The organism is Pedobacter soli (genome assembly GCF_900101435.1).
In the GTDB taxonomy this organism is placed as follows: domain Bacteria; phylum Bacteroidota; class Bacteroidia; order Sphingobacteriales; family Sphingobacteriaceae; genus Pedobacter; species Pedobacter soli.
Genome location: NZ_FMZH01000011.1, coordinates 81,713 through 101,741, shown reverse-complemented (window position 1 = coordinate 101,741; position 20,029 = coordinate 81,713). Strand labels below are relative to the sequence as shown.

21 protein-coding genes are annotated in these 20,029 nt (G+C 37.0%); 14 read left to right on the top strand and 7 right to left on the bottom strand.

Annotated features, from left to right (window positions below):
* Positions 1–118: 118 nt before the first annotated feature.
* Positions 119–2,098, bottom strand: a complete 1,980-nt coding sequence (locus BLR37_RS20250; protein WP_090771801.1) for a KUP/HAK/KT family potassium transporter — start codon at positions 2,096–2,098, stop codon at positions 119–121.
* A 180-nt stretch (positions 2,099–2,278) separates the two neighbouring features.
* On the opposite strand from BLR37_RS20250, the gene BLR37_RS20245 reads away from it, so the two are divergent.
* The 9 genes from BLR37_RS20245 to BLR37_RS20205 all read left to right on the top strand — a co-directional run bounded on the left by BLR37_RS20245 (position 2,279) and on the right by BLR37_RS20205 (position 9,791).
* A complete protein-coding gene (locus BLR37_RS20245; RefSeq protein ID WP_244154715.1) occupies positions 2,279–2,809 on the top strand; it encodes a T9SS type A sorting domain-containing protein in 531 nt (176 codons plus the stop codon).
* Between the two features lie 75 nt (positions 2,810–2,884).
* Positions 2,885–3,496: a fumarylacetoacetate hydrolase family protein gene (locus BLR37_RS20240; protein WP_090771798.1), complete on the top strand. Its 612-nt coding sequence runs from the start codon at positions 2,885–2,887 to the stop codon at positions 3,494–3,496.
* A gap of 3 nt (positions 3,497–3,499) precedes the next feature.
* Entirely contained in the window at positions 3,500–5,227 is a 1,728-nt protein-coding gene (locus BLR37_RS20235) for a M23 family metallopeptidase (RefSeq protein ID WP_090771796.1), read from the top strand.
* 386 nt (positions 5,228–5,613) lie between these two features.
* Positions 5,614–6,078 (top strand): thioredoxin-dependent thiol peroxidase, encoded by a 465-nt coding sequence (gene bcp / locus BLR37_RS20230; protein WP_090771794.1) that lies wholly within the window; start codon positions 5,614–5,616, stop codon positions 6,076–6,078.
* 57 nt (positions 6,079–6,135) lie between these two features.
* The gene (locus tag BLR37_RS20225; RefSeq protein ID WP_039477455.1) at positions 6,136–6,981 is read left to right on the top strand and encodes a transketolase; all 846 of its coding nucleotides are present in this window, start codon (positions 6,136–6,138) and stop codon (positions 6,979–6,981) included.
* A 72-nt stretch (positions 6,982–7,053) separates the two neighbouring features.
* A complete protein-coding gene (locus BLR37_RS20220) occupies positions 7,054–8,010 on the top strand; it encodes a transketolase family protein (RefSeq protein WP_039477453.1) in 957 nt (318 codons plus the stop codon).
* A gap of 91 nt (positions 8,011–8,101) precedes the next feature.
* A complete protein-coding gene (locus tag BLR37_RS20215) occupies positions 8,102–8,662 on the top strand; it encodes an RNA polymerase sigma factor (protein ID WP_090771792.1) in 561 nt (186 codons plus the stop codon).
* A 33-nt stretch (positions 8,663–8,695) separates the two neighbouring features.
* Complete coding sequence (locus tag BLR37_RS20210; protein WP_090771791.1) at positions 8,696–9,343, top strand: hypothetical protein; 648 nt, start codon at positions 8,696–8,698, stop codon at positions 9,341–9,343.
* 7 nt (positions 9,344–9,350) lie between these two features.
* Positions 9,351–9,791 carry a hypothetical protein gene (locus BLR37_RS20205; protein WP_039477451.1) on the top strand — a complete coding sequence of 147 codons (441 nt, stop codon included), beginning with the start codon at positions 9,351–9,353 and terminating at the stop codon, positions 9,789–9,791.
* A 43-nt stretch (positions 9,792–9,834) separates the two neighbouring features.
* Here the strand turns inward: BLR37_RS20205 and BLR37_RS20200 are convergent, their stop codons facing one another.
* The 4 genes from BLR37_RS20200 to BLR37_RS20185 form a co-directional block, all read right to left on the bottom strand.
* Entirely contained in the window at positions 9,835–11,529 is a 1,695-nt protein-coding gene (locus BLR37_RS20200) for a hypothetical protein (RefSeq protein WP_090771789.1), read from the bottom strand.
* A 109-nt stretch (positions 11,530–11,638) separates the two neighbouring features.
* Positions 11,639–12,475 carry a peptidase associated/transthyretin-like domain-containing protein gene (locus BLR37_RS20195; RefSeq protein ID WP_090771787.1) on the bottom strand — a complete coding sequence of 279 codons (837 nt, stop codon included), beginning with the start codon at positions 12,473–12,475 and terminating at the stop codon, positions 11,639–11,641.
* The gene (locus tag BLR37_RS20190) at positions 12,475–13,242 is read right to left on the bottom strand and encodes a GLPGLI family protein (RefSeq protein ID WP_167356652.1); all 768 of its coding nucleotides are present in this window, start codon (positions 13,240–13,242) and stop codon (positions 12,475–12,477) included. The genes BLR37_RS20195 and BLR37_RS20190 overlap by 1 nt, the downstream gene beginning before the upstream one ends.
* Before the next feature lie 239 nt (positions 13,243–13,481).
* Entirely contained in the window at positions 13,482–13,715 is a 234-nt protein-coding gene (locus BLR37_RS20185; RefSeq protein WP_090771783.1) for a hypothetical protein, read from the bottom strand.
* A gap of 243 nt (positions 13,716–13,958) precedes the next feature.
* On the opposite strand from BLR37_RS20185, the gene BLR37_RS20180 reads away from it, so the two are divergent.
* The 5 genes from BLR37_RS20180 to BLR37_RS20160 all read left to right on the top strand — a co-directional run bounded on the left by BLR37_RS20180 (position 13,959) and on the right by BLR37_RS20160 (position 18,611).
* Complete coding sequence (locus BLR37_RS20180; RefSeq protein ID WP_090771781.1) at positions 13,959–14,681, top strand: LytR/AlgR family response regulator transcription factor; 723 nt, start codon at positions 13,959–13,961, stop codon at positions 14,679–14,681.
* Positions 14,682–14,698: 17 nt separating this feature from the next.
* Entirely contained in the window at positions 14,699–15,895 is a 1,197-nt protein-coding gene (locus BLR37_RS20175) for an aspartate aminotransferase family protein (RefSeq protein ID WP_167356651.1), read from the top strand.
* A 52-nt stretch (positions 15,896–15,947) separates the two neighbouring features.
* Complete coding sequence (locus BLR37_RS20170; protein WP_090771779.1) at positions 15,948–16,625, top strand: response regulator transcription factor; 678 nt, start codon at positions 15,948–15,950, stop codon at positions 16,623–16,625.
* Positions 16,626–16,718: 93 nt separating this feature from the next.
* On the top strand, positions 16,719–18,041 hold the full coding sequence (locus BLR37_RS20165) for a sensor histidine kinase (protein WP_090771777.1): 1,323 nt from the start codon (positions 16,719–16,721) through the stop codon (positions 18,039–18,041).
* 102 nt (positions 18,042–18,143) lie between these two features.
* Positions 18,144–18,611: a hypothetical protein gene (locus BLR37_RS20160; RefSeq protein WP_090771775.1), complete on the top strand. Its 468-nt coding sequence runs from the start codon at positions 18,144–18,146 to the stop codon at positions 18,609–18,611.
* Between the two features lie 123 nt (positions 18,612–18,734).
* On the opposite strand, the gene BLR37_RS20155 is transcribed toward BLR37_RS20160, so the two are convergent.
* Together BLR37_RS20155 and BLR37_RS20150 are read right to left on the bottom strand one after the other, a co-directional pair.
* On the bottom strand, positions 18,735–19,160 hold the full coding sequence (locus BLR37_RS20155; protein WP_090771773.1) for a hypothetical protein: 426 nt from the start codon (positions 19,158–19,160) through the stop codon (positions 18,735–18,737).
* Positions 19,161–19,245: 85 nt separating this feature from the next.
* Positions 19,246–19,932, bottom strand: a complete 687-nt coding sequence (locus tag BLR37_RS20150; RefSeq protein ID WP_039477435.1) for an RluA family pseudouridine synthase — start codon at positions 19,930–19,932, stop codon at positions 19,246–19,248.
* Between the last annotated feature and the right edge of the window lie 97 nt (positions 19,933–20,029).

Sequence of the window (20,029 nt, the reverse complement as noted above, 5' to 3'; positions counted from 1 at the left end):
ACCAAACCAATTCCCGAAAGGATGAGGTAGTATTCGCTATGCGGCAAGCCATTTACTTTTGCTGCAGGACCTGCAATAAATAAAACTATCGCAAGCAAAATAATTAGATTCCTACCCATTAAACCGGTAATCTGTTCAATTCAATATCATCTGGCGTAACAAAAATCAGCGGCACTTTCTCCACATCTACGTAACTGCTATCCAAACCAAAACTCCGCTCTTCTGATAAACTTAAACGTTTCAGGATAAAGTAATAATCCATAATTGTACGTTCATAGAAACTCAGTTTGGTAAATTTAGATAAGTGTTTTTCTAAAAGCACAAACCTGAAATCGCCGGCAATTTTATGTTTGTTTAGCGAGGTGTATTGACTCGTGATGTCAATTTCACCGTTTTTTACCAGTTCTTCAACTACTTTACGATAAAGTAAGTTAACACGTTGCTCAATTCTGAAACCTAATTTAAAGTCGATCCTGATCAGTTTACCAGGAATCAGGAACTCTACTTTATAATCTAAAGTATAAGGTTCGTCCATCACATCAACATGCACCAACCAATACACATCGGCACGTTTGGGCTCTTTTTGAATAATAGAATAGATGATTTTCGATTCAATTTCGGTTTTGAAATTGGCGCTGGTTAAGTACACCAGTTGTGAAGAATATTTCGGTACAGATTCATCACTACTCAACTCACTCAAAATCTGATAGTAATCTTCTATTTCTACGTATTTTACAAATCTGTTTTTGATTTTACGGGCTACAAACCAGCTCCACATTACGGTAAAGAGTGCCGAACCAATAAGTACAGTAAGCCAACCACCATCAGAGAACTTATGCAGGTTACTAAAAAGGAAGGTACCTTCAATCAATACATAAACTGAAATAAAAATAGCGATAAGGTATTTCGGGAATCGCTTGCTCCTCAAATATACACTAACCAAAATGGTGGTCATTAACATTGCTATGGTGATAGAAAGCCCGTATGCGGCATCCATTTTAGACGATTCTTCCCAGAAGAACACGATACTGCAACAGCCTAACCAGAGCATCCAGTTAATCGAAGGTACATACAACTGTCCTTTTGAAACAGATGGATAAACGATTTTAATCTTCGGCCAAAGGTTTAAACGTACAGCTTCCGAAATCAGCGTAAAAGAGCCACTAATCAACGCCTGACTGGCAATCACCGCAGCCATAGTGGCCAATATTACCATCGGTACCTGGAAATGACTCGATATGATCTGGAAAAACGGGTTCATTTTAGAGCTGGGTACGAAAGTACCTTCGTTCTGTAAAATCCATACCCCTTGTCCCAGGTAGTTTAAAATGAGTGTAATTTTAACAAAAATCCAGCTGATCCTGATGTTATTGCGACCGCAATGCCCCAAATCCGAGTAAAGTGCCTCGGCTCCGGTTGTACATAGAAAAACGCCTCCCAGAATAATAAAAGCTTTACTGTTAGTAGCCAGCAGGTGCACAGCATAATAAGGATTAAGCGCTCGTAAAATGCTGAAATCTTTAACAATAAACAGTAATCCGGCAACCCCCAAAACGGTAAACCACACAAACATTACCGGTCCAAACAGTTTTCCAACCAGGTTGGTACCAAATTGCTGGATTACAAAAAGCACGGTTAAAATGGCGATTACCACCGGTACAACAGGAATATCGAACTTATTGGTTAATCCCTCAATGGCCGAAGTTACCGTAATACTGGGAGTAATAACCCCATCGGCAAGCAAGGCACAACCACCCACTATGGCGGGTAAAATTAACCATTTGGCCTTTTTACGCACCAATGAGAACAGCGAAAATATTCCTCCCTCACCCTTGTTATCGGCCCTCAGGGTTATAATAACATATTTAACAGTTGTTTGTAAAGTTAGCGTCCAGATGATACAGGAAAGTACCCCGAGTACAATATCGTTGGTAATTGTTCCCGGATGTGAAGCCACGCCATCTTTTACGCCTAAAATACTGGTGAAAATTGCGTTGAGGGTATACAATGGTGATGTACCAATATCGCCGAATACAATTCCCAAACTAATTAGAACCCCACCAGCGGTTAACGCGTTGACATTTTTATGATTTGACACTTCGTTGATTATTTAAGTGGGGCAAAAGTAATCTAACTATAACAATTTAACAACCAAATTATTGTGTATTTTCAACACTTTGAAATTTAAATATTATTGTTAAATTGTGTTAAATTATGGCTTTTAAACAAAATGTTTAATTTCTTTGTTTTAAATTAATACATTTGCATTACCAATTTGATGAAACTCTACACTAAGACAACGTTGCTCACCAAACTAGCCTGCACATTGTGCATGGTTTTGTTATGCAGCGTAAATTCTTGGTCGCAACAGGCTGATAGCATTAAGATTAGCCTTAAAAACAGAGCCAAAAAAGTAAGCAGAATCCCCGAAATTAAAGCCAATATTACCCCTTATAAACCGCTTTACATGTCAATTGGTGGCAGTGGTTTATTCAATTCTTATTCTACTACCCCCAGGGCTGCAACCGTTACCCCAAAAGATAAATTACTGACGATTGTAAAAATATACCCCAATCCAGTTGAAGATCAGCTAAATATTATTCTTTCTATTGGTAAAGATGGTACACAAACTACCATAAAAATTATCGATTTACTGGGTAACGAAGTAGCTACTTTATCAAATGAGCGCTTAAACGCCGGCGAGCAAACCAAATCCTTTACCATCCCGAGCAGAATTAATGCGGGTATCTATTTTTTAAGAGTTATTGCCGGAACAGAAAGCCAGGTAAAACGCATCTCAGTTTTATAACACCATTTTCTTTTCTATTTTTGAATTTGACCCGGGTTTAACCCAGTCTATTTGCTTACACCACAATTTTTAAAGATGAAAATCATAGCCATTGGCCGCAACTACGCCGAACATGCCAAAGAACTGAACAATCCGATTCCAACTACACCGGTAATTTTTTTGAAACCCGATACTGCTGTACTAAAAGACAACAAACCTTTTTACCTGCCCGATTTTTCCGATGACGTACATTACGAGCTCGAAGTAGTTTTAAAAATCTGTAAGGAAGGAAAACACATTGCCGAAAAATTTGCCGCCAATTACTATGACGAAGTGGGCTTAGGTATCGACTTTACTGCGCGCGATATCCAGAGCAAACACAAAGAAAAAGGATTACCCTGGGAACTGGCCAAAGCGTTCGATAACTCTGCCCCCATCAGCCTTTTTACCCCCAAAAGCGATTTCGAAGACCTTTACAATTTAAATTTCGAGTTAAAAATAAACGGAGAAAGCCGTCAGGTTGGCCATACTAAAGACCTGCTCTTCTCGTTCGAGAAGATAATCAGCTTTGTTTCGCAATACATTACTTTAAAAAAAGGCGATTTAATTTTTACCGGAACCCCCGAAGGTGTGGGTAAAATAAACAAAGGCGATAAATTAGAAGCCTGGCTGGAAGGCAAACAACTACTAAATTTTGATGTAAAGTAACGAATGACTAAAAATCCGATCCTCCTTTTCAGTAAACTTGCGCTCTTATTTTTATCAGCTTTTAATTTCGCACAGGCACAACAGATTTTCAGCACCAATAAATACCCTATTACCGATTTCAGGCAACCGTTAGATATTACCCCTCCTGCCCTCGCAGGTTCTTTTGGCGAAATCAGGGGAAACCATTTCCACTCTGGTATCGATTTCAGAACCAACCAGCGGGAAGGTTATCCGGTATACGCCGTTGCCGATGGTTATATTTCGCGGCTAAGGGTACAAAACAGTGGCTTTGGTCAGGCACTTTACATTAACCACCCCAATGGTTTCACCACAGTTTATGGTCATTTGCAGCGTTTTGCACCTAAAATTGCAACCGTGGTTAAAAACCTCGAATACGAAAAGAAATCGTTCGAAATTGATGAATTTCCTGATGCAACCTTAATCCCGGTACACAAAGGCGAAATTATTGCCTGGTCGGGCAACCGTGGCAGCTCTGGCGGACCGCATTTACATTTCGAAATCAGGGATACCAAGACTGAAGAAACCATCAATCCACAGTTTTTTGGCATTATTATTCCCGATAATATCCCCCCGGTTATCCATGGGCTTTACGTTTACCGCCTAAACGGAAAAACCTTTAACGAATTTACCCCAAAACAAGCCATCGCCATTTCGGGTGGAAGTGGCCAGTACAAAACAACAGCACCAATCAGTTTAACCGGCGAGGTGGGCTTTGGCATTGTAGTAACCGACAGGCACAATGGTTTATCGGGCACCAATGGTGTTTACTCTATCCAACTGGAACTCGATGGCAAGAAAATTTACACTTCGGCATTAGAACGTTTCGCCTTTGAAGACAGTAAAGCCATTAATTCCCATATCGATTATCCAACTTATATCAATACGAAGAGAAGCATTCAAAAAAGCTTTGTTGACCCTGGTAATCCATTAAAAATATACAGCGGTTTGGTAAATAACGGCAGAATCAATTTTAACGATAGTGCTCCCCACCAGTTGCGTTATATCATTACCGATTCGAAAGGGAATTCATCTGTTTTACCCTTTACAGTAAATGCAGGAACAGCACCTGTAGCAGCACCAACTATTCCGCCTGGTATCATTTATCCATACAATAAGGTTAACGAGTTTAATAATGAAGATATTAAGGTGGTTTTCCCGATGGGCACTTTATACAACGACCTCAATTTCAGCTACAAAAAACTACCTAAACCAGCTGGCAATGCCTGGTCGGCTATACACCAGATCCATAACCGTTACACCCCGCTTCATATTGGCTTCGATTTATGGATCAAAGCAGATAATCTGCCAGAAAATTTAAGGAGCAAGGCCCTGATTGTAAATACAAATGGTTCATCGCAGGGCGGTAGTTTCGATAACGGTTTTGTGAAAGCCACCCCAAAAAACTTTGGCAGCTTTTACATTGCTGTTGATACTATTGCGCCGAGAATTGTAACAGTCAATATTTCCGAGGGCCGTAATATGGCTGGTTTATCGAAAATGACTTTCAAAATCAGCGATAATTTATCCGGAATTAAAAGTTTTAACGGTTATATAGATGGCAAATGGGTTTTAATGGAATTTGATGCCAAAACCGCTACACTTTGGCACAGTTTCGACGAACGGACAAGCAGTGGTAAACACAGCCTCGAACTGGTGGTAACTGATATGAAAGAAAACACCAGGCATTATAGCGTGGGCTTTTCGAGGTAAGCCTGAAATAATCAAATCACAAGCACCAATTATCAAACCTGGTACAAACCCTTTATTACTAAATAATCAAATCACAAGCACCAATTATCAAACCGGGCACAAATCCGTTATTACATAATAATCAAATTACAAGCACAAATTATCAAACCTGGCACAAACCTTTAATTGGTTAGTTCTGTTAACAGAAACTTTGATAATTGGTTATTGGCATTTGATAATTGAATATTGGTGCTTGGTTATTGGTACTTGGTTATTGATCATTTAAATATCGGTTATTAATTAATGTAAAGTCATCTTTTAACATATATTGAACACGATAATGGTTTAAACTGTTTAACTTGCAACATTCAATCATTTTATCAGTCAAAAATTCAATCATTTATAATATGGCAGAGTTAAAAGAAGGTGATCAGGCACCTGCAATTACATCAAAAGATCAAAATGGCATTGAGGTATCGTTAAGCGATTATAAAGGAAAAACAGTTGTGCTTTATTTTTACCCGAAAGACGATACTCCAGGCTGCACCGCCGAAGCTTGTGATTTTAGAGATAACTATCAGGGCTTACAGGCTAAAGGCATTTTGGTTTTGGGGGTTAGTGTTGATGACGAAAAATCGCACCAGAAGTTTGTAACCAAACACAATTTACCTTTTACCCTATTGGCCGATACCGATCAGAAAATCGTAAACGATTATGGCGTTTGGGCCGAGAAAAACATGTACGGCAAAAAGTATATGGGTACCGTACGTACAACTTTTATTATTGATGGCGAAGGCAAAATTGCTCACATCATTAATAAAGTTGACACTAAAAATTCAACACAGCAAGTACTCGATTTAATCAATAACTAATTATGATATAGCAAGTAAAATATTAACTTTGCTATGTAACAACAACCTCTAATTTTAATGAAACATACAATTAAAGAGCTAGAAGATATTGCCTCTCAGATCAGACGAGATATCGTTAGAATGGTTCACGGATGTCAGTCTGGCCACCCTGGTGCCTCACTTGGATGCACAGACTTTTTTACCGCTTTATACTTCGAAGTAATGAACCACAAAACCGACTTCACCATGGAAGGTGCAGGCGAAGATTTGTTTTTCTTATCTAACGGTCACATTTCTCCGGTTTGGTACAGTACTTTGGCTCATGCAGGCTATTTTGACAAAAGTGAATTGGCAACTTTCCGTAAACTAGACTCTAGATTGCAAGGTCACCCAACTACACACGAACATTTACCAGGAATCCGTGTAGCTTCAGGCTCACTAGGCCAGGGCTTATCTGTTGCTATTGGTGCAGCTTTAGCCAAAAAATTAAACGGCGATAAATCTATCATCTTTGCATTATTGGGTGATGGAGAATTACAGGAAGGCCAAAACTGGGAAGCAGCAATGTTTGCTCCATTTAATAAAGTAGACCACTTAATTGCTTCTGTTGATTATAACGGTCAGCAAATTGATGGCCCTACAAGCAAAGTACTTGCTTTAGATGATTTACAAGCTAAATTCGAAGCTTTCGGATGGCATGTAATCAATACCGATGGTAACGATATGCAATCAATTGTTGAAGGTTTACACTATGCTAAAACTTTAACAGGAAAAGGTAAACCAATCTTAAATTTAATGAGCACACAAATGGGTGCAGGCGTAGATTATATGATGGGTACGCATAAATGGCACGGTACAGCACCAAACGACGAACAGTTGGCTGCTGCTTTAGCTCAATTACCAGAAACTTTAGGGGACTACTAAAACCAGATTGGGATGTGAGATATGGGATTTGAGTCTCATATCTAATATCTAAAATCTGATATCAAAGAAATAATGAAAAAATACACATATACAGAAAAAAAAGATACACGTTCGGGATTTGGCGCTGGCTTACATGAAGCAGGCAAGAAAAACGAAAATGTGGTTGCCTTATGTGCCGATTTAGTTGGATCGCTTAAAATGGATGCTTTTATTAAAGATTTTCCAGAGCGTTTTACACAGGTTGGTATTGCCGAAGCGAACATGATTGGTATTGCAGCCGGTATGACTATTGGCGGTAAAATTCCTTTCACCGGTACTTTTGCCAACTTTTCTACAGGCCGTGTTTACGATCAGATTCGTCAGTCTGTAGCTTACTCAAACAAAAACGTAAAAATCTGTGCTTCGCATGCGGGTTTAACCCTTGGCGAAGATGGTGCAACACACCAGATTTTAGAAGATATTGGTTTAATGAAAATGTTGCCGGGTATGGTGGTAATTAATCCTTGCGATTATAACCAAACCAAAGCAGCAACTATGGCCATTGCCGAATACGAAGGACCAGTTTACCTGCGTTTTGGTCGTCCAGTTATCCCTGTATTTACAGATCCTGATCAAAAATTCGAGATTGGTAAAGCCTGGATGGTTAACGAAGGTACCGATGTAACCATTATTGCAACCGGTCACATGGTTTGGAAAGCAATCGAAGCCGGGGAAAAACTGGCAGAACTGGGTATTGATGCGGAAATTATAAATATCCACACCATTAAACCTTTAGATGACGAAGCAATCTTAAAGTCAGTGAAAAAAACTGGTTGTGTAGTAACCTGCGAAGAGCATAACAAATTTGGTGGTTTAGGCGAAAGCGTTGCCCGTTTGTTAACTACTGAATTGCCAACTCCGCAAGAGTTTGTAGCCACTAACGATACTTTCGGCGAAAGCGGAACACCGGATCAATTAATGGCTAAATACGGATTAGATGCCGTTAACATTGTTGAAGCTGTGCAAAAAGTAATCGGCAGAAAAAAATAGAGTTAAAATTTAACTGCAAAGACACCAGGAGCACCGAGCATAACCAAACCTTTGTGTTCTTAGTGTCTTTGTGGTTTTATAATTATCATAAATGAGACAAGTTGAAGATTCAGAAATTCTTGAAATGTTTGCCGTCGAGAAGACCCGTAATGAAGCCTTTAACCTGCTTTTAAAAAAATATCAGCAAAAAATTTACTGGCACATCAGGAGATTGGTACTCAATCACGACGACTGCGACGATCTTTTGCAGGAAGTATTTGTTAAAGTTTGGAAAAACCTCGATAAATTCAGAAGTGATTCACAACTGTACACCTGGATCTACCGCATTGCTACCAACGAATCGATCACTTTTTTAAACAAGCAAAAGCAGAAAAACAATACTCCTTTAGATGAAGTTTCATCTGAGCTAGCCGATAATCTGGTTGCTTCATCGTATTTCAACGGCGATAAACTCGAATTAAAACTGCAAAAAGCCATCCTCACTTTGCCTGAAAAACAACGCATTATCTTCAATATGAAATATTTTGATGATATGAAATATGAAGAAATTTCGGAGGTACTTGGCACTTCTGTAGGTGCTTTAAAAGCATCGTTTCATATTGCGGCAAAAAAAATTGAAGCTTTTATTACAAATGATGAAATTGAATATTAAACCTTTTCACCTGAATTGTATCATATATCTGTGATGAACGAGAATTTAGAAAATAACGATTGGATAAACGAAGCCCCTACCCTTGCAGCAATGGGCAAACGGAATCCTTTTGCCGTTCCGGATGGATATTTCGAAGGTGTTGAAGAGCAAGTTCTTACTGCTGTTTTTTTAGATGGCCTGAAGGATAAAACAAACCAGAATAGTTTTGAGGTTCCGCAAAATTATTTTGAAGATTTAACGGAACGCATTGAAATGCGGATCAGCCTGTCGGAAATGCCAAAAGCACAACCGTTTGCTGTACCGGAAAACTACTTTGATACTTTACAAAGTAGAATTAATAGTAAAATTGCAGCAGAAACACCTAAAAAGGCAGCTAAGATTGTTCCGCTATGGAGAAGAAACATAGTTAAATATGCAAGCGCGGCCTGTTTTGTTTTAATGGCAACATTTGGGGCTTATTTTTATCAAAATAATCCATCGGTACCGGTAGCAAAAACACCAACAGCCGATCTTGCCAATGAGCAATTGCTTTATGATATTGATGAGAATACCATTATTGAGCATTTAGAGGCTCAGAATACCAACTCATCAAAAACGAATGCTGCGTCAGATACAGAAATGGAAAACTATATCCTGAATCATTTTTCATCAAATGATTTATCACAGGAACTAAATAATTAATTAAGAAATGAAGAATTTACTTTTTGTTGCTTTAATGTTTCTATTACCCGCTACAGTTTTGGCACAAAAACCAAAAGGAGAAGAAATAGAATCGCTTAAAATTGCGTTTTTTACCCAAAAACTAGATTTATCACCCGAAGAGGCGAAGATTTTCTGGCCAATTTATAACGATATGCAGGCCGAACAAAACGCTTTACGTAAAGAGCGCATGCAAAAAATGATCTCGTTCAGAAAAGTAGATGAAATAGATAATTTAAGCGATGCACAGGTTCAGACCTTAATCACCAGCGAATTTGATTTTAAACAAAGGGATCTTAATCTCGATAAAAAATATTACAACAAGCTTAAATCTTCGCTACCGATTAAAGTTGTTGGTAAATTTTACCGGGCGCAGGAAGCATTTAAGCGCGAACTGCTTAACAGATTTAGAGGCGGCCAAAGGCCCTAAAGAAATAAGACTTACAGCGATGTAGGTCTTTTTTGTTTAAAGCTTATTTGATAGACATTGAAATATTAAAACTAACATATCTGCCTAAAATAGATGATGAATAACTCGAAGCAGAGATTTCATTAATATTTAAATTGGTAAAAGCTTTAAGATTAGCGAGATTTTTCCCTTGAATACTGTATTTAAAATTTCCTTTAGTAGGGTTGTACTGCAGCTCAGCATCAATTAAGTTAAATTTTTGATGATTCATCCTGTAGTAGTTATAAGATAAAATATTAAAAATTCGATCACTTATTTTATACCTGTATTCCAGTATATAATGATAAGCCTTATTTTGTGCAACCTGCTCTCCTCTACTTTTGGTTGTATTGATTTGCAGCTCTGCACCCAATCCAAAATTTATCGGCAAATTAAACCCTGTATTAATTTTTAGCAGTGCAGTTTGATTAAAAGTATGATATTCATTTATTTCATTAACCGCTTTACTGAAATAGGTTAAAAAAGTGGGAGCGTAATTTGCAGTAACAGACATGGATAAAACTGGAAAAAATTTCTTTGCATTGAGGTTAGTTGTTATTGTTTTCACCCCTTTATAGGCTTCTTTCCTGGTGTAATTTAAAGTATTTGCAAATAAGTTGGTATACAGAAAACCATTGGAACTATAGCTCCCGTTTATACCCAAATTGAAGGTAAAATAGCTGTTGGCAAAATCATTAAAATTATAATTCATGCTTAAATTGTGCATGTTGTAATTATAAAATTGCGTTAAACCATTGTTAAAACTACGGAGATCGGTAAGGATACTATTTTCATAATACTCAATTGGTTGAGGATTTATGTTTTTATACTGATAGTTTAAGGAAATTAGCTGTATATCAGATAATTTATAAGAAAAAGCCAAACTTGGCTCTAAAATAAGATATTTACTATCCTTCCCCATATTTTTTAGCAATTGCAAAGTCGATTTTAACTGTACCTGTATTTTAACAGGATCCTTATCATATACGTATTTACCGGTAATATAACTTTGATTTAGCCTAAAGAAATTATCATTCCTGAAATTGCCACCAATGGATTGCTTGTTGCCATTATACTCGCCAAACAAGTTCGATTTAATATTAAAATGATTCAGCTCATTGCCAAGGTTTAAATATAAGAAATTTGTATTGTAGCGTTTTAATCCTTCAAAGTCCAGTTTCAACTTAAAATTGGTATTGTTTACAAGCTGATTTAGGTTTTGTGTTCCCCTAAAAACCGGAATATGTTGGTAAAGCAGTGAGTTGGTTTGATAATTTTGATCAACATCATCGGCCAAAACTCGGGCCGAAAGTAAATAAGCCGTTGTTTGGTTCACCTTGACGGTATATTTTAACTGGGCATTTATATTCCTGTTTAAATCAACCTGATCTTGCAAAATACTATCGCCAGCAACATTATTGAATAAAGAAAAAGCTGTACTGTTAAATTTTTCAGGTATTTGCCTGTAAGATAGTTTTGCCCACAAACGGGCATTGCTTTTTACCAGATAATCGGAACTAAAGTCTGCTTTAAGCGTTTTGTTTAAACTGGTTCTATTGTCATTATCTTCGATATGTACATAGTTTGGTGAAAAATAAGTACGCTGCATACTGGTCTGGCCGTACAGCTTATTCCATACATAATATAAGGAGTAACTGATTTTAAATTTATCGCTAAATCTGGTTATTGCATTTACACTGCCTTGAGTAGTATTATTCAATGTATATGAACTTCCATCGAAAGGATTATAAGTACCTACTTCATGACGAATGATTTGATTATTGCCGGTAAATGCCCTATTCTCGTCTACAAGTTCCAGAGTGTTATTATTAGCTGCTACTTAAATTATTATGGTTAGCAAAGGCGAAGGCTTTCGTTCTGTTAATGAAAGAAATCAGGTTAGTAGACAACATTCTTCGTTGGTTCGTTCCCAAGCCTGCATCAATACTTCCTACTATTTTCTTTACTCCCTTATCCTTTATCTTCAGGTTCAAAACAATATCGTCGCTATTGATAATACCTTTAAGTAAATTATCTTCAACATAATGCTCCAATGCCTGTACTTCCTCAACAAATTCAGGCTTTAGATTTTTGGTAATGGCCTTATACCCCTCACCTGTTAAATCATCACCTTCCAATAATACCTTGCTAATTTTCTTACCTTTAAAAAAGATGGTTCCATCTTTATTTACCTCCATGCCAGGCATTTTTTTTAGAACACTTTCCAGATTTCTATCTTCAGGACTCGTAAAACGCAATACATTGTATTTTGTAGTGTCGTTATTTACCTCAACGGCATTAGGCGCTTTAATATAAATTTCATCAAGCTGTTTTTTATCTTCCTTTAAATTGAAATTATGCTGAAAAATAGCTTGTTTTAAAAGATCAGTCCTACTTACAATCAATGTATCTCTTTGATAACCGATATAGGCAGCAATTAAAAGGAATTTATCGGATTGGCTTATTTCGCAGCTAAGTTTATAATTTCCTTCTTCGTCAGAAAAGCCGTAAGTAAAGAGGTCTTCGTTTCCAAAAATTTTAAGTTGGATCGAAGCAGAGGGAAGTTTCTCAGTTCCAGATATTACAGAACCGGTTAACTGTACAGATTGTGCTAGAGATAGATGATGGATAAAAATAACAAACAAAAAGATGAAAAATTTGCTCATTAAAATTTTTCTTGTTTTTCGGGCATATGTATGTTTATCTTTCCGGTAATACCTTCATGTGTGGCTTGTTCAACTCTCGATAGTCTAATATAATCCTCAATTTTTTTATTATACAAAATTCTAAATTCCTTATATGTAACAGCTTTATCTTTTTCATAAGCTAAGGGAATGTCAATTATTTTATTTTCAAATCTTGCTTTCAAATCAATACCAGTTAATTCGTATAAAAAATCAGATTCTGTGTCTTTAATCATAACGATTAAGCCAGGTAAACCACAAAATTTCCATGGACCATTTTGAATAGGAACTTCTTCAGCATACCAAGCTTCATATAATCTTCCTCTAAATGCGGTTTCTGCTTTTCTACAATTAAGATTCCCTATTTTCTTCTTTTCCTTTAATATCTTCCACTTAAAATTATTTAAAGTATCTGTTAAGATTACTTTTTTAGTACCAATATAATCAGATAGCAACATTTTTTTCTTTGAAAAATCTTTATAAACAAAAGTTGGTTTTCCTGATTTAAGTATCCGAACTTGATTTAAATCATCGACAGGAATATTGCCACCTGGATTTTTTGGCTTAATCCTCAATTCCACAGAATTCAATTTATCAAAATAGATAATTAAATTCTGTTGCATCTTTTTGCCGAGATTTTTCTCATTAACGATTAGTTTATAACTAACAGTACCTCTTTGCGCGTTTGCACAGAACGAATGAAGAACAAAAATTAGAGGGAAAAAAATTAATAAATATTTTCTAAGCACAATACATCATTTAAGATTTGATAGCCAAATTTAATTCGCTACATCACAATCAACTATATTCTAGTCTATGGTAAACCTTCATAGTAAATTGAAACATAAACGAACTAATTACTTTAGACTTAATTTCACAATAAAAAAACAGAGCCATTACATGTGGCTTTGAAATAAAAATACTTCACATCTACTGTTATATTTTCAGGTATGTTAGCTGACACCCAATTAGTTCCTGGCATCTTCATTTACTGCGGAAAAACTGAGCTATCACCAGTAGCGATATGGTAAAACGTCCTCGCAAGTCCTAATGCATGTTCACATGTGTCAGCTGTCACATCAGCTGGTCCCCAGATTACCCCGCCATCTTCATTTACAACGGTATAATGCACTGTACATTCCTTTAAGTTTGAAGAGTTTTTTTCAGCAAACGTAGTTAAGTTCATCAGACACATCATTCCAACAAATAATAATTTCTTCATTTTTTTAAGTTTTAAGGTTAATTTATTTGATTAATTATACCTCAAACCTCATTGATAAAAATCTAAAATAAAATTTTCTGCACCGATTACCACCTAATCGACACGAACAACCATCCAGTAGACATGAACGACCGTCTAAGGTTTTTTGAAGATTTTCTCCATTTGGTAATTTGAAATCGAACGATTAACTTAGTTGTTAACATCCCTGAATTAATTAATTGTTGTCTTAAATATTTAGGGAATATGTATACCTGTCTTATTATCGATGATGAACCATCAGCCTTAGAAATTATTACCGATTATGTTGCGGCACATTCACAATTAAAACTCCTGAAATCCTACAGCATTGCAGAAACTGCAGGCAAAGAAATTGAGCATATAACAAAGACGGTTGATGTAATTTTTCTCGATATCGAAATGCCGGGCATAAACGGCATTGATCTCGCCAAACTGATCAAACATAAAACAAGAAAACTTGTTTTTACTACTGCTCACGCCAATTATGCTATTGATTCGTATGAACTGGAAGCCGATGCATTTTTATTGAAACCATTTTCACAACTAAAATTTGATCAGACAATTAAGAAAATATTCTCATTACCTACCCCTTCACAAACGAATAAAACTGAAGATTTTGTCCTTTTAAAAAGTTCAGAGCAAAGAAATAGGTTTATCAAAATTAAACTGGATAAGATTTATGCTGTTGAAGCCCAGCAGCACGAAATCAAAGTTCATTTAGAGCAAGAGATTATTTTCTCCAATTCAAGTTTTGCAGAAGCTTTAACTTTATTACCTCCCGAAAAAGGTTTTTCGCAAATCCACAGGTCATTTATTATCGCTGAAAATCAAATTAAAACGCTCGAAAGGTCGTATGTTATTTTAAACAACGATACCAAACTTAATATTGGGAGGAAGTATCTCAGTTTTTATCACAAGCTATCCAGGAAAGACCAGAATTTTCTGTAAATGCTTACTTTTGCGGTATGCTTACCCAACGTCAGTTGTTTTTACAACACAATGCGCAAACCTCTCCGGAACCTTTAATGCTCGAATTTGTAAGGGCACAGGGAATTTACATTTACGATGCACAAGATAAGAAACACATCGACCTGATTGCAGGCATCGGTGTAAGTAATGTTGGCCATTGCCATCCAAACGTGGTTAAGGCCATAAAGGAGCAGGTAGAAACCTACATGCACTTAATGGTTTACGGTGAATACGTGCAAAGCCCCCAGGTAAATTTCGCTAAGGCATTGGCCGATATTTTACCTACAAGCTTAAATTGCACCTATTTTTTAAATTCAGGTACCGAAGCTGTAGAAGGCGCTATGAAACTGGCCAAACGTTATACTGGCCGGAAAGGTTTTATTGCCTGTAAAAATGCATACCATGGCAGTACTCAGGGAGCCGAAAGCTTAATGGAAAGCGATTTTTATTCATCAGGATACGGTCCCTTTCTACCCAACGTAAGCTTTATGGAGCATAATAATGTTGCTGATCTTGATAAAATAACAACTGATATAGCTGCAGTTTTTATCGAACCTATACAGGGCGAGGCAGGCATACGCGTGGCAGATCTCAGCTATATGCAGGCTTTAAAAGCCAAATGCCAGGAAACCGGAACATTACTTATCTTCGATGAAATACAATCGGGCTTTGGCCGAAGTGGCAAAATGTTTGCATTTGAGCATTATAATATAGTGCCCGATGTATTGCTTTTGGCAAAAGGTATTGGTGGGGGTATGCCTATCGGAGCCTTTATCAGTTCGCTGGAAATTATGTCGGTACTCTCGCACAGCCCGATTTTAGGTCACATGACTACTTTTGGTGGCCATCCGGTTTGCTGTGCTGCAGGATTGGCCACATTACGCACCCTCGTTGATAATGGCATTGTAGCTGAAGTAGAAGAAAAAGGACAATTGTTTAAACAGCTGCTTCAACATCCGGCGATTAACGAAATTAGAGGAAAAGGACTAATGCTGGCGGTTGAATTCGAAAATTTCGAAATCAACAAAAAAATTATCGACGCCTGTATCCTTGATGGTATTTTATCTGATTGGTTCCTACATTGCAGCAATTCCATGCGCATTGCTCCGCCTTTAATTATCACCAAAGAAGAAATTGAAGAAGCTTGCACAATCATTCTTAAAAATGTAAATTCAGTTTTCAGTTCACAGTGATCAATTTTCAGTTTACAAACAATTGAATAATAAAACAATTTAGCGATATAAAATGAACGTACTCATAGTTGAAGATGAAAAGAGCCTTGCGCTCGAAATGGACGAATTTTTAAGCAAGGAAGGCTTTATTGTGGAGCATGCCTGGAAAAAATCATCGGCCGAAGAAAAAATCTTTGTAAACAATTACGATTTCATTTTATTGGACCTGGGCTTGCCCGATGGTGATGGATTTGAAGTATTAAAACAACTTAAAGCCATTAAAGACCGTGATGATGCCGTTATTATTTTAACCGCCCGCAGCGCTGTAGACGACCGAATTAAAGGCCTGGATGAAGGTGCTGATGATTATTTACCCAAACCATTTTCGTTAAATGAGCTTTTGGCACGCATGCACGCCATTACCCGCCGCAAGCACAAGCTTGAGAAAAATGAAATCAACATCCACAACTTTTTATTAAACATTCAAAACAGAACGGTTTCTTTTGGCGAGGAACGACTAAACTTAACGAAAAAAGAATTCGAGATATTTAACTACCTGGTATTGAATAAAAATCGTGTAGTATCGAGAATGAGCTTAACGGAGCATGTTTGGGGCGATATTTTGGAGGTAAACTCCGATTCGAACTTTGTTGATGTGCACGTTAAAAATTTGAGAAAAAAACTGGCCAATATCACACCGATTGATTGGTTCGAAACGGTAAGAAGTATTGGCTACCGGATTAATTGCTAACCAATAGGTTTTCAGTTTACAATGGGCAATTTTCAGTTAACCAATTCAAACAATTAACCTAATGCCATTCTACCTCAAACATCTTAAATAAAAATGAAGTTACAGGTTAAGTTTTCTTTATATAATGCGATCACCAAAATTGCCATTATCCTGGTTTTGGGGGCTATCATTATATTTTCGCTGGATAAACTTGCCTACAACCAGTTCGATAACCGGCTAATTAAAAAGAAGAACAAAATCATCAGAAATCTTACGGATAATGAAATTGACAGCCTGTTAAACAAGGAACAATCATTTACAGATTACAACATATTAAAGGAAGAATTTATTGTTTTAACCGATATTCCAGATAATCAAACCGACTCCAGTGCTAAGGTTTTTACCGAAAAAAGGGAAATTGAAGGAGATATTGAGGTTTACCGGATTTTAAACTATAAATTTTCTTACCATACCAATTGGTATAACCTCGAAATTGGGGAAACCATGACAGCGCTCCAGTCGATTAAAAACTCCATCCGTTTTTACATGCTGGTGGTATTGGTGGCTGCTTTACTGGTTACCCTGGTAGCCGATTATACTTTTTCCAACTTTCTGCTAAAACCCTTTTATCTCATTATCGATAAGAAAATTAACCGGGTAGATGACCCAACCCATTTCAATTACCAGAATATCCCTACTAATACCGACGATTTTAAGATTCTTGATAACAGTATCAACTCCTTAATGCGCAAAATAAACACCCTTTTCGCCCTAGAAAAACAGTTTATAGCCAATGTTTCGCACGAGTTGCTCACCCCTATCTCTATTTTAAGTACGCGTTTCGAAAATATGCTCAGCACGCCCGGTATTCCGGTTGAGCACGAAAATAAAATATATGCTTCTTTAAAAACCCTGAATCGCTTACGAGTAATCATCAATAGCCTGCTTTTAATTTCGAAGGTAGAGAACAATCAATACCTGAAAACAGAAGAGATTAGCTTAAAACAAGAAATTGAAGATATTTATGAAGATCTGGAAGACCGGATTATCGATAAAAAAATTATTTTCAAGGTTAACCTGTTAAAAGATTTTCATTTTACGGGAAATAAAGCACTGATACATACGCTTTTGGTAAACATTATTAACAACGCTATAAAATATAATGTAACCGGCGGTTCAATTGATATTTCAGATAAAACAGAACAGGGGCAATATATCCTTACTATAGGCGATACCGGACAAGGCATGAGCCCGGCTTTGGTTGAAGATGCTTTCGACCGTTTTAAAAGAGGAAACAGCGAAGAAAATGGATTTGGTTTAGGACTTGCCATTGTTCAGAGTATAGCAAAATTCCATAAAATTGATATAGATATCCAATCAGAAGAGCACAAAGGTACCCGTATCTCTCTTCTTTTTAAAAGGGACGCAATCGGATAAAGGCATATCTAACCTGAAAAACAGCGCTGATTAATTTACCTACCGTTTGTGATATATTTTGGCAAAGCCTTTGCTTAATATAAAAATCAAACCGTAAAAAAAATGAAAAACATCTTTGTAATATTAGCTATAGCCCTGTTTGCATCGTGCCAGGGTGGTACAGCCAAAAAGACACAGGCCAAAATAGATTCAGCAATTGTAAGCAATGCTTCAACTCCTGAGAATGCCGTAACCTGTTATCAATACATTAAAAATCGCGATACAGCTACCTTAACTGTAAAAACAGCAGGAAATGAGGTTAGCGGAAGTTTAGGTTACAATCTTTACGAAAAGGACAAAAATTCGGGCACTTTTAGCGGACATGTAAAAGGCGATACATTAATTGCCGATTACACTTTCCACTCAGAAGGTAAAATCTCGGTGCGGGAAATTGCCTTACTCAAACAAGGTGATCAGTTTATTGAGGGTTTTGGGGATGTGGAGGAAATTAAAGGAAATATCAAATTTAAAGACATTAGTAAACTGAAATTCGACAATTCAATAGTATTCAGCAAAATAGATTGCAAATAAAAGAATGTCGTCATTGCGAGAAGGCTTTTTCTGCCGACGAAGCAATCTTTATAGCAAGAATTACCGGCATGAAAGATTGCTTCGTCGTTCCTTCTAGCAATGACGATTTTTTGAGTAATTTAATTACTTGATTGCTTCTTTTGCTGCTTTCGACCATTCTTCACTTAGCTTTAGCACATAGTCTGAATACTTTTGTATTTCATCAGGCTTGAGCTTACTAGCCCACGTTGTTGCCTGGTTGGCCCACGCAGTATATTTCTCACTAACAGCCTTAATTTCGGCAGCGTTTTTTGTTTTTAATGCCGCCATGTAATCATCCTTTAGTTTAGCATATTCGGCTAAACTTTTGTTCACTTCTTCACTCGAAAAAGACGGGGCATCGGTTTTGACAATTTCGGTTGTTTTTGTAGTAACCTTTGTAGTCGTGTCTCCATTAGCAGAAACGATACTCGAATCTTTAGTCGTCTCCGTTTTCCGGGTATTTTCGCACGAAACAAGTGTTACAGCAAATAAAGCTATTGCAGTAACAGCGCAGATGGTATTTTTCATTGTTCTTTGGTTTTTATCGGATAATGATTAAAGATTGTGCCAAAAAATCTTAATCCTTTCAAAACCAGAAAAAAGCAAAATAAAATTAAAGATTTTCGAATCTTTCCCAGAAACCATCAACAGGTAATTTGGCAAAAATATTTACGGGTTCTTTTTTAACCGGATGAATAAACTGCAGGCGGCGTGCATGTAAACAAATACTTCCTTTTCTGCTTCCGCGCGGGTAACCATATTTGTTATCGCCCATAATGGGGCAACCCATTGATGAAAGCTGTACTCTAATCTGGTGCGACCGTCCTGTTAAAGGATCAACTTCCAGTAAATAGTAATCACCAACCTTAGCTTTTACTTTATAAGAAAGTTCTGCCCGCTGGCTGCCCGTAACTTCGGTATTGTAATAAGAAACCACATTTTTTTGCGGATTTTTAACCAACCAGTGAACCAGTGTAGCCGATTCTTTTTCTGGTTTGTTTTTAACCACTGCCCAGTAGGTTTTCTTTACTTCCCTGTTTTTGAAAACAGCATTCATCCGCTCCAGGGCCTTGCTGGTTTTAGCAAAAAGGATCACTCCACTAACCGGCCGGTCTAAACGGTGTACCACCCCTAAAAAAGCACCATTGGGTTTGTTGTACTTTTTAGCGATGTACTTTTTTACCTGCTCGTCCAGCGGCTCATCGCCGGTTTCATCAACCTGCACAATATCTCCTGCCCTTTTGTTTATGGCAATCAGGTGGTTATCTTCAAAAAGTATGTCGTTATCGGTAATTGGCATTTAACCCTCCGCCCCTAGAGGGGACTCAAATTATTTAAAAATTGTTTATTATTTAAAATATTAACCTCATCTCATAAAGCTCCTTTATGAGGTTAAG

Bases quoted from the DNA above. Each gene is read 5' to 3' on its own strand.
- BLR37_RS20245 (WP_244154715.1), top strand. From the start codon at position 2,279: ATGAAACTCTACACTAAGACAACGTTGCTCACCAAACTAGCCTGCACA.
- BLR37_RS20205 (WP_039477451.1), top strand. From the start codon at position 9,351: ATGAAGAATTTACTTTTTGTTGCTTTAATGTTTCTATTACCCGCTACA.
- BLR37_RS20225 (WP_039477455.1), top strand. From the start codon at position 6,136: ATGAAACATACAATTAAAGAGCTAGAAGATATTGCCTCTCAGATCAGA.
- BLR37_RS20215 (WP_090771792.1), top strand. From the start codon at position 8,102: ATGAGACAAGTTGAAGATTCAGAAATTCTTGAAATGTTTGCCGTCGAG.
- BLR37_RS20175 (WP_167356651.1), top strand. From the start codon at position 14,699: ATGCTTACCCAACGTCAGTTGTTTTTACAACACAATGCGCAAACCTCT.
- bcp (WP_090771794.1), top strand. From the start codon at position 5,614: ATGGCAGAGTTAAAAGAAGGTGATCAGGCACCTGCAATTACATCAAAA.
- BLR37_RS20185 (WP_090771783.1), bottom strand. From the start codon at position 13,715: ATGAAGAAATTATTATTTGTTGGAATGATGTGTCTGATGAACTTAACT.
- BLR37_RS20160 (WP_090771775.1), top strand. From the start codon at position 18,144: ATGAAAAACATCTTTGTAATATTAGCTATAGCCCTGTTTGCATCGTGC.
- BLR37_RS20170 (WP_090771779.1), top strand. From the start codon at position 15,948: ATGAACGTACTCATAGTTGAAGATGAAAAGAGCCTTGCGCTCGAAATG.
- BLR37_RS20155 (WP_090771773.1), bottom strand. From the start codon at position 19,160: ATGAAAAATACCATCTGCGCTGTTACTGCAATAGCTTTATTTGCTGTA.
- BLR37_RS20165 (WP_090771777.1), top strand. From the start codon at position 16,719: ATGAAGTTACAGGTTAAGTTTTCTTTATATAATGCGATCACCAAAATT.
- BLR37_RS20210 (WP_090771791.1), top strand. From the start codon at position 8,696: ATGAACGAGAATTTAGAAAATAACGATTGGATAAACGAAGCCCCTACC.
- BLR37_RS20235 (WP_090771796.1), top strand. From the start codon at position 3,500: ATGACTAAAAATCCGATCCTCCTTTTCAGTAAACTTGCGCTCTTATTT.
- BLR37_RS20150 (WP_039477435.1), bottom strand. From the start codon at position 19,932: ATGCCAATTACCGATAACGACATACTTTTTGAAGATAACCACCTGATT.
- BLR37_RS20220 (WP_039477453.1), top strand. From the start codon at position 7,054: ATGAAAAAATACACATATACAGAAAAAAAAGATACACGTTCGGGATTT.
- BLR37_RS20240 (WP_090771798.1), top strand. From the start codon at position 2,885: ATGAAAATCATAGCCATTGGCCGCAACTACGCCGAACATGCCAAAGAA.
- BLR37_RS20180 (WP_090771781.1), top strand. From the start codon at position 13,959: ATGTATACCTGTCTTATTATCGATGATGAACCATCAGCCTTAGAAATT.
- BLR37_RS20195 (WP_090771787.1), bottom strand. From the start codon at position 12,475: ATGAGCAAATTTTTCATCTTTTTGTTTGTTATTTTTATCCATCATCTA.